Annotated in this window: 13 protein-coding genes; 1 reads left to right on the forward strand and 12 read right to left on the reverse strand. The window is 38.4% G+C overall.

Translation table 11 applies throughout. The features are described 5' to 3' along the window. Genes AC22L0_RS22470 through nuoA form a run of 10 tightly spaced genes read right to left on the reverse strand, consistent with a single transcriptional unit; the run spans position 1 to position 8981 of the window. Entirely contained in the window at positions 1–1503 is a 1503-nt protein-coding gene (locus AC22L0_RS22470) for an NADH-quinone oxidoreductase subunit M (RefSeq protein WP_061655619.1), read from the reverse strand. Further along, positions 1500–3362, reverse strand: a complete 1863-nt coding sequence (nuoL, locus tag AC22L0_RS22475) for an NADH-quinone oxidoreductase subunit L (RefSeq protein ID WP_000568227.1) — start codon at positions 3360–3362, stop codon at positions 1500–1502. The genes AC22L0_RS22470 and nuoL overlap by 4 nt, the downstream gene beginning before the upstream one ends. A 30-nt stretch (positions 3363–3392) precedes the next feature. Further along, positions 3393–3707, reverse strand: coding sequence for an NADH-quinone oxidoreductase subunit NuoK (nuoK, locus tag AC22L0_RS22480; protein WP_000100079.1), 315 nt, complete (start codon positions 3705–3707; stop codon positions 3393–3395). After that, positions 3700–4224 carry an NADH-quinone oxidoreductase subunit J gene (locus AC22L0_RS22485; RefSeq protein WP_087965176.1) on the reverse strand — a complete coding sequence of 175 codons (525 nt, stop codon included), beginning with the start codon at positions 4222–4224 and terminating at the stop codon, positions 3700–3702. Before AC22L0_RS22485 ends, nuoK begins: the two co-directional genes overlap by 8 nt. Continuing rightward, positions 4221–4640 (reverse strand): NADH-quinone oxidoreductase subunit NuoI, encoded by a 420-nt coding sequence (nuoI, locus tag AC22L0_RS22490; RefSeq protein ID WP_000677191.1) that lies wholly within the window; start codon positions 4638–4640, stop codon positions 4221–4223. Before nuoI ends, AC22L0_RS22485 begins: the two co-directional genes overlap by 4 nt. Before the next feature lie 25 nt (positions 4641–4665). Further along, complete coding sequence (gene nuoH / locus AC22L0_RS22495; RefSeq protein ID WP_000573426.1) at positions 4666–5667, reverse strand: NADH-quinone oxidoreductase subunit NuoH; 1002 nt, start codon at positions 5665–5667, stop codon at positions 4666–4668. After that, positions 5667–6767, reverse strand: a complete 1101-nt coding sequence (nuoD, locus tag AC22L0_RS22500; protein ID WP_000621434.1) for an NADH-quinone oxidoreductase subunit NuoD — start codon at positions 6765–6767, stop codon at positions 5667–5669. The genes nuoH and nuoD overlap by 1 nt, the downstream gene beginning before the upstream one ends. 2 nt (positions 6768–6769) lie before the next feature. After that, complete coding sequence (locus tag AC22L0_RS22505; protein ID WP_487272441.1) at positions 6770–8107, reverse strand: NADH-quinone oxidoreductase subunit C; 1338 nt, start codon at positions 8105–8107, stop codon at positions 6770–6772. Beyond that, positions 8104–8622, reverse strand: coding sequence for an NADH-quinone oxidoreductase subunit NuoB (nuoB, locus tag AC22L0_RS22510; protein WP_000236331.1), 519 nt, complete (start codon positions 8620–8622; stop codon positions 8104–8106). The genes AC22L0_RS22505 and nuoB overlap by 4 nt, the downstream gene beginning before the upstream one ends. Continuing rightward, positions 8613–8981 (reverse strand): NADH-quinone oxidoreductase subunit NuoA, encoded by a 369-nt coding sequence (nuoA, locus tag AC22L0_RS22515; RefSeq protein ID WP_000179273.1) that lies wholly within the window; start codon positions 8979–8981, stop codon positions 8613–8615. Before nuoA ends, nuoB begins: the two co-directional genes overlap by 10 nt. Before the next feature lie 254 nt (positions 8982–9235). On the opposite strand from nuoA, the gene AC22L0_RS22520 reads away from it, so the two are divergent. Continuing rightward, positions 9236–11965 (forward strand): EAL domain-containing protein, encoded by a 2730-nt coding sequence (locus AC22L0_RS22520; protein WP_087967158.1) that lies wholly within the window; start codon positions 9236–9238, stop codon positions 11963–11965. Positions 11966–11988: 23 nt separating this feature from the next. Here AC22L0_RS22520 and AC22L0_RS22525 read toward each other — a convergent pair whose 3' ends face one another. After that, positions 11989–12633, reverse strand: coding sequence for a DUF975 family protein (locus tag AC22L0_RS22525; RefSeq protein WP_000622463.1), 645 nt, complete (start codon positions 12631–12633; stop codon positions 11989–11991). A 49-nt stretch (positions 12634–12682) separates the two neighbouring features. Continuing rightward, positions 12683–13570: a DUF975 family protein gene (locus AC22L0_RS22530; protein WP_139894709.1), complete on the reverse strand. Its 888-nt coding sequence runs from the start codon at positions 13568–13570 to the stop codon at positions 12683–12685. Positions 13571–13581: the final 11 nt, after the last annotated feature.

Below are 13581 nucleotides of genomic sequence, written 5' to 3' on the forward strand. Positions count from 1 at the left end.
CTACTTCACCCCCAATGTTTTCAATGTATTTTGAAGCGGATCCCCTAGTATTTCTGGCATAACCCCAATTGCAATAATACAAAAGATAAGTAGTAAAACAGGGACATACTCCCATCCGTGTATATCAGTTTTTGCTTCCCACTCTTTCTTTCCAAATGTCACTTGAAGTGTCGCCCTTAATACATATACAGCGGTTAAAATGATGCCAATCACACCGACTGCAGCAATGACGGGCTCTCCTTGAAATAAACCGAGAAAGGCAAGAAATTCACTAACAAACCCAGACATCCCTGGTAATCCAAGCGATGCCATTCCTCCTGCTAAAAAGAATCCGCTAAGTATCGGTACACTTTTCGCAAGTCCGCCTAGCACCGTAATATCCGAAGTTCCAAATCGTTGTTCTATAACACCCAGTAGGAAGAAGAGCAAGGCTGCAATTAAACCATGTGATACAACTTGGAATAACGCTCCTTGTGTACCAGGTGCATTAAGTGACGCAAGTCCCATTAACACAATTCCCATATGCGAAATACTAGAGTAAGCCAGTACTTTCCTAAAGTCCGTTTGGATGAGCGCTAAAAAGGCACCGTATAATAAATTAATTACGCCTAATATCGCAATTAGTGTTGCAACATCGTGAAAATATTCCGGGAATAGCCCTTTCCCGAAGCGAATAATACCGTACGCTCCAATCTTCAGCAAAACACCCGCATGAAGCATAACTACAGCTGGATGCGCTTCTATGTGTACATTGACCATCCAGCGGTGCAACGGAAAAACAGGTAGTTTAATTGCAAAAGCAATCATTATGGCAATAAATACACTAAGCTGCAAACTACTTGGGATGACGAGTGCTCCCTCTGCGTTTATGCTTCTTAATATCTCTTTCAGCTCCACAATATTTGTTGTACCTGTTTTCGCAAACAAAATTGAGAAAACAATGAGCAAAATAGCTGAGCCAATACCGTTATATATTAAATAACTATACGCAGCCTTTTCACTCGACAATTTTCCCCACTTTCCAATTAATAAGAACATTGGTGGCAACGTAATTTCAAAGAAGATAAAAAACAACATTAAGTTTTGAGCAGCAAAGACGCCGAGCATTCCTATTTCTAGCATAAGTAACAGCATATAAAATGCTTTTAAATTTCTTTTAATAGAAAAGGCTGCAATTGCTGCAAGCATCGCTAGAAGAGCCGTCAGTACCATCATGACAAGCGACAAACCATCAATACCGAGCTCGTAATAAATAGAAAACCACCTTTTATCTACCGCTGTGAAATCGCCGAACTTAATCCATTTCACCTTCTCATCAAATAGGGACAAATTCTTTCCAGAAGCATATGTACAAGCGAGGACGATAGCGATTCCAAATGGAAGTGCCGTCCCAAATAAGCCAAGCGCTCGCACTGTACGCAATTCCTTTTTCGGTGTTAATACAAGCAATAAAATTCCTAAAAGCGGGGAAAAAATGAAGAACGTTAACAACAAATCATTCATCGTAAATCCCCTCCCGTATAGAGCAAAATAATGACGAGTACAGCGAGCGAAACCGCCGTTACAGTACCGTACACTTGTACATTCCCGTTTTGAAGTTTCGATCCAAGATTACTTGTGCCTTTAACTACACTTCCAATTAAAACTGCAATTCCTTCGACTACATACACTTCAAATAAGCGAAGCACATGAGCGATTCCTTTCGTAATAGGGATCACCGTCATGTTGTATAGTTCATCCACATAATATTTTTCTTTCAAAAGATTATAAAGAGATGTTTCCGTACCCCCAGCCCAATTTCTAGAAATTGATTTCTTGCCATATATGAAATATGCAAGAGCGATTCCCGCAAATGAAACGAGTGTCGCAACAATCATAATCCAAACTGGTCCATGCGCTTCTTCAACCTTAAACCCTACATCTTTCGTCAACCAATCTCCGAGAAACGTCCCAAACCACGGTGTATTTATATATCCTGCCACTACCGCAAGAACGCCGAGAACAATCATTGGATACGTCATAACGCGAGGCGATTCATGCACTTCTTCCTTCGTCTTCGTTTCTCCAGTAAAGACAAGAAAGTATAGGCGGAACATATAAAACGCTGTTAAAAACGCCGCAATTACTGCTAAAGTAAATAAAACGTAATTGCCATTCATCCACGTCGCCGCTAAAATTTCATCTTTGCTGAAAAAACCGGAAAGCAGCGGAACACCGCTAATGGCAAGGGTACCTATTAAAAATAGCGTACCAGTTACTTTCATCTTCTTCTGTAAACCGCCCATTTTATTAATGTTTTGCGTATGCACAGCATGAATTACACTTCCTGCTGCCAAAAATAGTAGTGCTTTAAAAAAAGCGTGTGTCGTTAAATGGAATATACCAGCTACATAACCGGCAGAACCTAACGCGAGCATCATGTACCCGAGCTGGCTAACTGTAGAATAAGCAAGCACCCTCTTTATATCTGTTTGCACAAGACCGATAGAGGCCGCAAAGATTGCAGTGAAAGCTCCAACGATTGCCACTGTCTGCATCGCCACTGTACTTGCTGAAAACAGAGGAAACATCGTCGCTACTAAATATACGCCAGCTGCGACCATCGTCGCCGCGTGAATAAGTGCCGAAACGGGCGTTGGCCCCTCCATTGCATCTGGCAACCACGTATGAAGCGGGAACTGACCTGATTTTCCCATCGCCCCGATAAAAATTAATATCGCTGTTATTGTAATCATGTAAGGAGGTAGATCCCCTGTATAAATCGCCCTAAATATTGCGTCATATTCAAAACTACCTGCGTACCAAAAAATTAAAATCATCCCGATAAATAAACCAACATCCCCAATACGGGTCATAATAAAAGCCTTTTTTGCAGCAGCCTTCGCTTCTTCTTTAAAGAAATAAAAACCGATAAGTAAAAATGAACCAAGGCCAACTAATTCCCAAAATATATAAAGCTGTAATAAATTCGTTGATATAACAAGCCCTAACATCGCAAATGTAAAGAGTCCTAAATATGCGTAAAAGGTTGGTAATCGTTCATCACCTTTCATATAACCTTTCGAATACACATGTACAAGTAGACTCACAAGCGTCACGATAAATAACATTAAAGCTCCTAATGCAGTCACTTCAAAGCCGAATGATATATCCACATCTCCAGCTCTAAGCCACACCCACTTATGCTTCACGCTTGCTTCTGAAAACCTTTCTATTAACACAAGTACCGCAAGTATAAAGGAGAGAAAGACGAAAAAAATACTAAGTACGCTGCTTCCTTCTCTAATTTTCTTCCCGAATATAATAAGTAACAAAAACGAAACGAGTGGGAAAAGCGGTATGAGCCATGCATAATCGATCATTGTTTCCTTCCCCCTTTTTCGGTCACAATGCTATCCTTTAAGCGTATCCATTTCATCCACCTGAACTGTTGTACGATTACGATATAAAGCAATTAAAATAGCGAGTCCTACCGCCGCTTCCGCTGCCGCTACAGCCATCGTAAACAGTGAGAAAATTTGACCTGTTAAATTCGGAAATAAGCCTAATTTACTAAACGCCACTAAGTTTAAATTGGCAGCATTCAGCATTAATTCGATACAAACTAATACGATTACTGTATTCCGCTTTGTTAAAGCTCCAAATAGACCGATGCAAAACAAAATAATCGCAAGTGTTAAATATGCAGAAGCTGGAACGCTACTCATTGGAATCCTCCTCTTTCTCATCCTTTTTCGCAAGTACAATCGCGCCAACGAGTGCTACAAGTAAAATAACTGAAGTTAGTTCAAATGGGATAATATATTTTGAATAGAGAAGCGTACCGATTTGAAGTGTGTTGTTTTCATGGAGAGGTAAACTTCCTTGTGTGCTTTCATTTGCAAAATCAACATTATTAACAGCGAAATACATAACCGCTCCAAATGCTACAACTGCAAAGAAGATAATCCATTTTTGAAGAGTAAGACGCGATTCATTTTCCGCGTTATGTTTCGTTAACATAATGCCGAAAATCATAATAATTGTGATTGCACCAGAGTAAAGTAAAATTTGTGCAACGCCTATAAATTCAGCTGATAAAAGAAAATACAAACCTGCAATGCTGAGAAATGTCAGAACGAGAGCTAGCATCATGTGCATAACTTTCGTTAAGTTCAACATAAGAACACCGCCGATAATTGCAGACAAGGATAGTATAAAGAATGCTACAAACTCGCCATTCATGCCTTGTTCTCCTTCCTGACGTTTTCGTCGTTTTCGTCAAGCCACTGCAAATTTTTAAATAAGTCATCACGTGAATATTCCGCGAGTTCAAAGTTATTTGTCATGACAATTGCCTCTGTCGGACAAACTTCTGTACATAAATCACAAAGAATACAAATTTCAAAATTAATATCATACGTGTCGATAATTTTTCCTTTTTTCGTAGGATCCGGATGTTTCTTTCCTGTTAACTGAATACAGTCTGTCGGACAAATGTTAGAGCACTGATTACAAACAATACATTTCTCCGGATAAAATTTTTGAATTCCACGAAAACGGTCTGGCAACGGCAACGGTTGATTTGGATAATCATACGTTACCTTCTTCTTGCTCAAATTACTTAATGTATATTTTAATCCTTTAAATAGTCCTTTCATCTCTTACTGGCACCCCCCTCATAGATTAGAAGAATAACTCCTTAATCAATGCCGTTAAGAAAATATTTGCAAGTGCAATCGGCAATAATACTTTCCAACCAAACTCCATTAACTGGTCACCTCTTATACGCGGGAACGTAACGCGGAACCAAATTAATAGAAAGACTACACTGCTAAATTTCAAAGCAAACCATACGGCACCTGGGATAAATCCAAGAAACATGACTGGATTCCATCCGCCTAAAAAGAGCACTGTAATTAACGATGCCATCCCGAAGAAATATACGTACTCTGAAAGCATGAAAAACGCCCAGCGAAAACCTGAGTATTCCGTATGATATCCAGAAACAAGTTCTGACTCCGCTTCTGGCAAATCGAATGGCGTTCTATTTAACTCTGCAACTGCTGCGATTAAGAAAACGACGAAGCCAATTGGCTGTACGAAAATGTACCAAACCTTCTCTTGCGCCGCTACAATCTCATTTAAATTCAGGCTACCAGCTAGCAAAACGATACCAATTACACTCATTACGAGCGGAATCTCATAAGAAATCATTTGCGCCGCCGCACGCATCCCTCCTAAAAGGGAATATTTATTATTCGATGCCCATCCCCCAGTTACAACACCTATCGTCGTAATACCGGAAACAGCGATATAATAAAGTAACCCGACTCCAATATCTGCAAATTGAAATTTATCAGTGAATGGGATAACTGCAAGCACCATAAATGCTGGTGCAAATGCAATGACAGGTGCTAATATAAACAGCGGTTTATCTGCTGCTTTCGGAATACTATCTTCTTTCAATAATAGTTTTAAAACATCAGCTACCGTTTGCAGTAAACCAAATCGGCCTCCAACCTGGTTTGGGCCAATCCGCCCTTGCATAAACCCCATCACTTTCCGTTCTGCCAAGATTCCATATGTAACGAAGCCAAGGACTGCAAATAGTAGAAGTACCGCTAATCCGAAAAAAATGAAGAAATTCGTCCAGCTTGAAGGTGATTGTAAGAGCGTCTCAATCATTAGCCATCAACCTCCCCAAGTACAATATCAACTCCACCTAAAATCGTAATTAAATTAGCGATGTTTTCACCTTTCAATAACTTTGGTAAAATTTGCAAGTTATAAAAAGATGGCCTACGAAACTTCAAACGGTACGGCTCTTTCTTTCCGTCACTAGCGATATAACACCCAATCTCTCCGCGCGGCGATTCGATACGTACAAATGCTTCTCCCTTAGGTGCCTTAATAATTTTTGGTACTTTTGCCAGCACAGCTCCATCTTTCGGGAACTGCTGAACCGCTTGCTCAACAATCTTTAAAGACTCCTCGATTTCTTGCATTCGGCAAACGTAGCGATCCCAAGCATCTCCCACGCTTCCAACAGGAATATCAAAATCAAAACGATCATAAATCGAATACGGCTCATCTTTGCGAAGATCCCAGTTTACTCCAGTGCACCGCAAATTTGCTCCGCTTAAAGAATACGAAATCGCTTCTTCCGCGCTATATATACCAACGCCTTTCACACGATTTAAGAAAATCTCATTACCGCTAACAAGATCATGATAACCTGCCAGTTGCTCTCTCATATACGGAACAAACTCTTCCACCTTTTCAATCCAACCATCTGGCGCATCCCACTTCACACCACCAACTCTCATATAGTTAAAAGTAAGCCGTGCCCCGCATAATTCATTTAATAAATTTATAATCATCTCTCGTTCACGAAAAGCGTACAAAAACGGGCTAACCGCTCCTATATCAAGAAGATTCGTCCCCCACCAAACGAGATGGCTCGCAATTCTTCCTAGCTCCATCGCAAGTACTCGCAAGTATTCGGCACGCTCTGGAATTTCAAGCCCCATCATCGTCTCTACAGCATGGCAAATGACGTAATTATTCGTCATAGCTGATAAATAGTCCATTCGATCTGTATAAGGGATAATTTGCGTATACTGTAAGCTCTCAGCGATCTTTTCCGTCCCGCGATGTAAATACCCAATAACAGGTGTAGCTTCTTTAATAATTTCCCCGTCAATCTTAATTACGAGCCTGAACACACCATGTGTACTCGGATGCTGAGGTCCTACATTCAAAAGCATCTCTTCCGTGCGGATCATAGCTACACCTCCACATCATACGGTTCATAGTCTTTTCTAAGCGGATATCCTACCCAATCCTCTGGCATTAAAATACGTGTTAAATTCGGATGCCCTTTAAATATAATGCCGAGCAAATCGTATGCTTCTCGCTCCGGCCAGTCAGCCCCTTTCCAAAGCGCTGTCACAGATTCGACTTGCGGCGTTTCCCGGTCTAGCTTTACCTTCACCGCTACCGATTGTTTCTTACTATATGAAAACAAATGAACATACACTTCCATATGTGTCACAAAATCCGTCGCATGTAGCTCTGACATATAATCAAAAGCAAGTCCCTCATGGAATCGCAGTGACTCCATCACTTCATAATATTTTTCGGGATCCACCACAAGAGTTGGCACATCCTTTGACAGTTTATTAATGTAGGAATCTACTAATACACCCTCTCCTAACTTCTCCCTAATAGCCTCAACATACTGATTTAAATAAGGCTGATTTACGGACAGTTCTTCCTGCTTCGGCTCATCCTCTTTCTTACCTTCAGCCCCCTTTGTCTTCGCTCTTGCAGCCGCTGCTGCTTTCGCTTTTGCCGCTGCAATTGCCTTTGCCTTTTCATCTCCCGAATCCCCATCACCTTGCGAGGCTTTCTGCTTCGCCAATGCTGCCGCTTTTGCCTTGGCAGCTGCCACCGCCTTCGCCTTGGCTTTCGCTTTTTCTTCTTCCGTTACTTCTTCTGTCCCTTCTCTTTTCTGCTTCGCTAACGCCGCCGCTTTTGCCTTGGCAGCTGCCGCTGCCTTCGCCTTGGCTTTCGCTTTTTCTTCTTCCGTTACTTCTTCGGTTCCTTCTCTTTTCTGCTTCGCTAACGCTGCCGCTTTTGCCTTTGCGGCGGCTGCTGCCTTCGCCTTGGCTTTCGCTTTTTCTTCTTCCGTTACTTCTTCTATTCCTTCTCTTTTCTGCTTCGCTAACGCCGCCACTTTTGCTTTTGCAGCCGCTGCTGCCTTCGCCTTGGCTTTCGCTTTTTCTTCTTCCGTTACTTCTTCTATTCCTTCTCTTTTCTGCTTCGCTAACGTCGCCGCTTTTGCTTTTGCAGCTGCTGCTGCCTTCGCCTTGGCTTTCGCTTTTTCTTCTTCCGTCACTTCTTCGGTTCCTTCTCTTTTCTGCTTCGCTAACGCTGCCGCTTTTGCTTCTTCTATAGTAATATCATCGTTTTTTGGTAGCGCTTTCTCTTTTTCTTGATCTTCTTCCTCAAGCTCACTTATTTCCGCCTCGTGTTTCGCTACAAGGCGTTTTCTCGCTTCTTCTTTTGCACGCCTAGCTGCTTCTTTTTTCAGCTCCTCTAAATCTTTATTTGGATTGCTCATTTATTCGTCACCTGCTTCCCGGTCTTTGCTTCGTAACGAATTTTTTCTTTTAATTTATTAATTCCATAAATTAAAGCAGCTGGATTTGGGGGACAACCAGGAATATACACATCAACTGGTACAATTTGGTCTACACCTTTCACAACAGCATATGAATTTACATACGGACCACCTGCTGTTGCACAAGATCCCATCGCAATAACCCATTTCGGTTCGGGCATTTGATCATATAAGCGCCGAACAATAGGAGCCATCTTCTTCGTTACCGTTCCCGATACAATCATGACGTCCGATTGCCTTGGTGAAGTCCGAAAAAATGACCCAAATCGATCTAAATCATAATGTGATGAGCCTACTCCCATCATTTCAATTGCACAGCACGCCAGTCCGAATGTCATCGGCCATAAAGAATTGCTCCTCGCCCATCCTTTCAACTGTTCCAATGTAGAAAAAAAGATATTTCGTTCTAATTCTGCTCGCTCATTTGGATGTAATTCCTCAAAATTTATAACCATTGTAACACCTTCTTTTTCCAAGCATACGCTAATCCAACTAGCAACATTACAACAAAGATGAGCATTTCAATTAATGCAAATAAACCTAGCTTGTCATACGCAACAGCCCAAGGATATAAAAATAAAGTTTCTACATCAAAGATCACAAACAATAAAGCAAAAATATAATAACGAGCATGAAACCGAATATTTGCATCATGAAAAGGCTCAATTCCACTCTCATACGTCGTCGCCTTTGCTGCACTTGGTTTATTTGGGCGCAGCATCCTTCCTAATGTAAGAGCCACTACCGGCAGCAATATACCTAATAGCAAGAAAATCAAAACGATCATATAACTATTTTCATATACACTTGCCATTGTGAAACCCTCCCCCCTAAATTAAGAACAAGTTCACATAGTAAACAATATGTCCTAGTTGCAGTAATTATTATTTTTAAATTTTTCTAAATAATGCAACTATTATAATCATTATAGCAAACTTCAAATTCCTATGTCGATATGTTGGGAGGCAGAAACAAGAATTATTAAAATCTATCTTTACAACTTACTATAATTGTGCAAAATAAATATAAAACTTATATATGCTTTTCAAGAAACCGTAGGTGATATAAATGAAAAAACAAACACATGTAAGTATTCTTATAAGCATTGTATTGCTGTCTATAACGCTTCACTATGTAGCGATGCCTTTTCTATATGAATACTCATTTTCTTTTCAGCTATTAATCGGAATGAGTACCCTATTAATTGATATTATCGCTTGTAGTTATATACTTTATTTTTCAAACATGAAAGAAGGGCTATCTCGTTTATTTTGGATCATATTATCTGTTGGAGCTCTCTCTTATTTTATCGGTGATATAGTCGTTGCCTATCAGCGTTTAATTGTAAAGGACTTCTATACGTTCGTTGATCCATCTGACTTTTTTTACTTACTTTTTTTAGTTAGCTTTACGTTTGCCTTTCTATACGAAATCATTTATAACCGAGATTTATTAGAAAAACTTTTTATGCTATGTGATATTTGTATTATCGTTACAGCCCAATTTACTTTAAGTTACTACTTACTTATTGAACGAACTATTCATATCTTTACAACATCCTATATCGACATATTTGTTCAACTTACCTATCCAATGGCTGATTTACTCTTTCTCTTAATAGGAATCAACCTTTTATTCAAACCACTATCCTTATTACCTAAAAAGGTCGGTGCACTTCTTGGCAGTGCTTTAATTTTATATGCTACTACAGATGCGATTTATGCGTATATAAAATACTTCATACCAGAGTATTCTATGTTTACAGTTACTCCTTTCTATCAAGTAACCTTAGTACTAGTAGCAATCGCCTGTATTCTCCATACAAAAAAGCCTGAAAAACAAGAACAAGTACTACTAACACCTAAAATTGGTGAATCAATCCGATTATCATTACCGTATATTTCGGTAGTAATGCTTATTGTTTTCATATTAGTTGAATACATTTTTGCGCCTATTATAGTAATCGGACTTATAATAACTTTCTCCTTCGTTCTCATACGTCATAGTTTAGTTCGAAAACAAAATAAAATATTATTGATTGCTCAAATGCAATTCAACTCAGAACTCGAGAAACAAATTAAACTACGTACAGAAGATTTAGTAGAACAGAAAAATGAACTCTATCATAATCAACAAATGTTTAAATCTTTATACGAGCATCATCCAGATCCAATCTTCACATTAGATTTGTACGGTAATTTTCTCAAAGTAAATAACGCTGGTACTACTTTACTCGGTTATCAAACGAATGAATTATTAAACCAGCCTTACTATTCACTCATATACGAAGAAGATTTAGAAGAAATGATTAACGCCTTTCATCGCGTGAAAAAGGGGGATTCTATCTCTTTAGAAATACGGGCGTACCATAAAAACAGAGATATTTACTACTTGCACGTTACCGCCGTACCGATCTTTTTAAAGGAGAAAATTTCTGGGGTTTATTTAATGATTAAAGATATTACGGAAAGCAAGCAACAACAAGAACAAATTAATTTCCTAGCATACCATGACACTTTAACAGAGCTTGCAAATCGACGTGCATTTCATCAACATTTAGAACAGGCAATTGCGCGAGCAAAAATATCGAAAAAGCCTTTTGCTGTTATGTTTCTCGACCTAGACCGTTTTAAAGTTATTAATGATACCCTCGGTCATCGAGTAGGAGACCTATTGCTCATCGCAGTAGCAAAAAGGCTCGAAAGAATAGCAACATCAAATATGAAACTCGCGCGGCTAGCTGGAGATGAGTTCACAATCCTTATCGAGAATTACAAAAAAAAGCCAGATGTCCAAAAAATAGCTGATAGGATTGTAGCGGCCATGAATGAGCCATTTGAAATCGAAAATCAACATTTACAAATCTCACCGAGCATCGGAATTGCAATATATCCTGAAGCAGGTGAAGATGCGCTATCCATTTTGCAGCATGCTGATATGGCCATGTACGAAGCAAAGAATAAAGGAAAAAACGGCAGCTCTCTTTACACGAAAGAACTATATAAAAAAATGGAACGAAAAGCTCGAATTGAAAAAGATTTGCCAATCGCTTTAGTAAACAAAGAATTTTATCTCGTTTATCAACCACAAATTGATACGACAACAAATAAAATTATCGGTGCTGAAGCTTTAATACGTTGGAAACACCCACTATTAGGTGACATTTCACCATGTGAGTTTATTCCAATTGTAGAAGAGACGCCACAAGTAGTCCCACTTGGGCATTGGGTATTACAAGAAGCTTGTCTCCAATTAAAAATATGGCATACCTTTGGCTACCAAAATTTAAAAATAAGTGTTAATTTATCCGCAAAAGAATTCCGGCAAGATCAATTAATCGAAAACATTTCACAAATATTAAACGACGTGCAAGTCGATCCAAAATATGTAACACTTGAGTTAACAGAAAGAATTGCAATGATTGACGAGAAAGAAACGTTATTAAGACTGAAGCAATTAAAAGAATACGGTATCCAAACTTCCATTGATGACTTCGGTACTGGGTATTCTTCTCTTGCTTATTTATCAATTTTTCCAATCGACACATTAAAAGTACCGAGAGAATTTACACAATTAGCTGATCATCGTCCTGAAGAACGAGCCATCGTTTCTACAATACTTTCCCTCGCAAATACTTTAAATCTTTCAGTCGTTGCCGAAGGAATTGAAACCGAAAAACAGCTTAAGTTTCTGCAAAAACATAACTGTAAATATATGCAAGGTTACTATTTCAGTAAACCACTTACTAGTAATCAGTTTATAAAATTTCTACAAAAAACCCCCAGTATGAACAAATAATTCATACTGGGGATTTTATAATGCTAAATATTTTTCTCATAATATTCTTCTGCGATCTCTTCGTAAAAAGCTGCAGATGTCGTATAGAAATATGGAATTAACCACAGGAATCCAATTCCTAATGTAATACAACTTAATATAAACCAGCCAATAAAACTTAAACATAAAATGAAATACTCCATCTTATGTCCATCCATCATACGACGACTTTCTGTAATAGCTTGGTTCAGTGAATACTCAGGATGATCGTTTATAATAAAGTATGTCATCGCATAAGAAAAAGATTTAATAATACCTGGAATAATGAACAATAACGTCCATAAGAAAAGATAAAGATTTACTAATAAATATAATAAAAATGATTTTAGAAATCTCTTTCCCTCTGAAAACCAAATGAATATATTACCAATACTAGCTTGCTTTTCACGAAGGATATTTAAACCAAGGTAATATCCACCTAAAGTTAACGGTCCAGTAACAAAAAATGTAAGAATATTCGTTGAAAGTGAACCATTTGTTTTTTGCCAACCGAAAATTAAAGAAAATCCCCAATCAACACTAAAACTAAAAGCCGTGATAAGAATTGAAATGAGTAGTGTAGCTCCAACAGCTAATCCCCATTTCCCTTCTAATGAATCTAGTGCTTCTCCTTTTAAATCACTAATCATGCGTAGCCTCGCCTCCTATACACAATAATTCTATTAGTATAGCATGTTACTATTGAAATTCACCTTTTGAAATATAGCGATAAAAGTGTGCTGTCGTCGTACTCATATACGGACTAAGCCAAAGAAATCCTATTCCAAAAGTAAGAAGCGCTAAAATAGCCCATCCTATGAAGCTAAGCCATAAAAGAAACAAATCTAACTTATGACCCTTCATAAGATTCTTACTTTCCTTCATCGCCTGCGAAACACTATATTCTGGATTTTCAATCATCACATAGTACGTCAGTGCATAAGAAAAATACATCACAATCATACCAACAATTGAAATTGCTAGTAGTACACAGATAGCAATAGCAAACGACGCATTTCCTTCTTCACCAAAAAATGCAAATAAGGCTACTAACAATATCGGAATCCATGTACCTGTATATAATAAAATTGCAAGCATTGCCCACATTGTTTTCATCATTATTTTAAAGCCACGAAATCCTTCAAATAAGTAATCTACTTTAGCATCTTCTCGTTTACTGATCTGTAAAAATACATTTGTATAACCGTATGATGTAATCCCATACGATGCGCTACTCAAAATTATCATAATGCAATAAAAAATCCCGAATGTAACACTTGCTCCATTTGATATTGTTTGCCCTTCAAGTGAACCTGCTAGACCAGCAAATAAGAGAAATATAATAATTCCTGGAATTAATAGTATAAGCATTGCAGCCATCGAAACGACATAACTTAAAATAAAATATAAAATTGTTGATCCAACACCTAGTCCCCATTTTCCCTTTAAAGAGTACAATGCTTCTCGCTTCATTTCACCAATCATTGATTCATCCCCTTTATGAAATATAAATTGTTGTACACTTCTACTTATACAAGCATCAATATAATTATACCAGTTTTGTAAAATTATCCATAAAATACACAAAAAAAAATCCG

Source organism: Bacillus sp. LQ01, assembly GCF_057624735.1.

Bases quoted from the DNA above. Each gene is read 5' to 3' on its own strand.
- nuoA (WP_000179273.1), bottom strand. From the start codon at position 8,981: ATGGCAAGTGTATATGAAAATAGTTATATGATCGTTTTGATTTTCTTG.
- nuoH (WP_000573426.1), bottom strand. From the start codon at position 5,667: ATGATTGAGACGCTCTTACAATCACCTTCAAGCTGGACGAATTTCTTC.
- nuoB (WP_000236331.1), bottom strand. From the start codon at position 8,622: ATGGTTATAAATTTTGAGGAATTACATCCAAATGAGCGAGCAGAATTA.
- AC22L0_RS22520 (WP_087967158.1), top strand. From the start codon at position 9,236: ATGAAAAAACAAACACATGTAAGTATTCTTATAAGCATTGTATTGCTG.
- AC22L0_RS22505 (WP_487272441.1), bottom strand. From the start codon at position 8,107: ATGAGCAATCCAAATAAAGATTTAGAGGAGCTGAAAAAAGAAGCAGCT.
- nuoL (WP_000568227.1), bottom strand. From the start codon at position 3,362: ATGATCGATTATGCATGGCTCATACCGCTTTTCCCACTCGTTTCGTTT.
- nuoK (WP_000100079.1), bottom strand. From the start codon at position 3,707: ATGAGTAGCGTTCCAGCTTCTGCATATTTAACACTTGCGATTATTTTG.
- nuoI (WP_000677191.1), bottom strand. From the start codon at position 4,640: ATGAAAGGACTATTTAAAGGATTAAAATATACATTAAGTAATTTGAGC.
- AC22L0_RS22470 (WP_061655619.1), bottom strand. From the start codon at position 1,503: ATGAATGATTTGTTGTTAACGTTCTTCATTTTTTCCCCGCTTTTAGGA.
- AC22L0_RS22485 (WP_087965176.1), bottom strand. From the start codon at position 4,224: ATGAATGGCGAGTTTGTAGCATTCTTTATACTATCCTTGTCTGCAATT.
- nuoD (WP_000621434.1), bottom strand. From the start codon at position 6,767: ATGATCCGCACGGAAGAGATGCTTTTGAATGTAGGACCTCAGCATCCG.
- AC22L0_RS22525 (WP_000622463.1), bottom strand. From the start codon at position 12,633: ATGATTAGTGATTTAAAAGGAGAAGCACTAGATTCATTAGAAGGGAAA.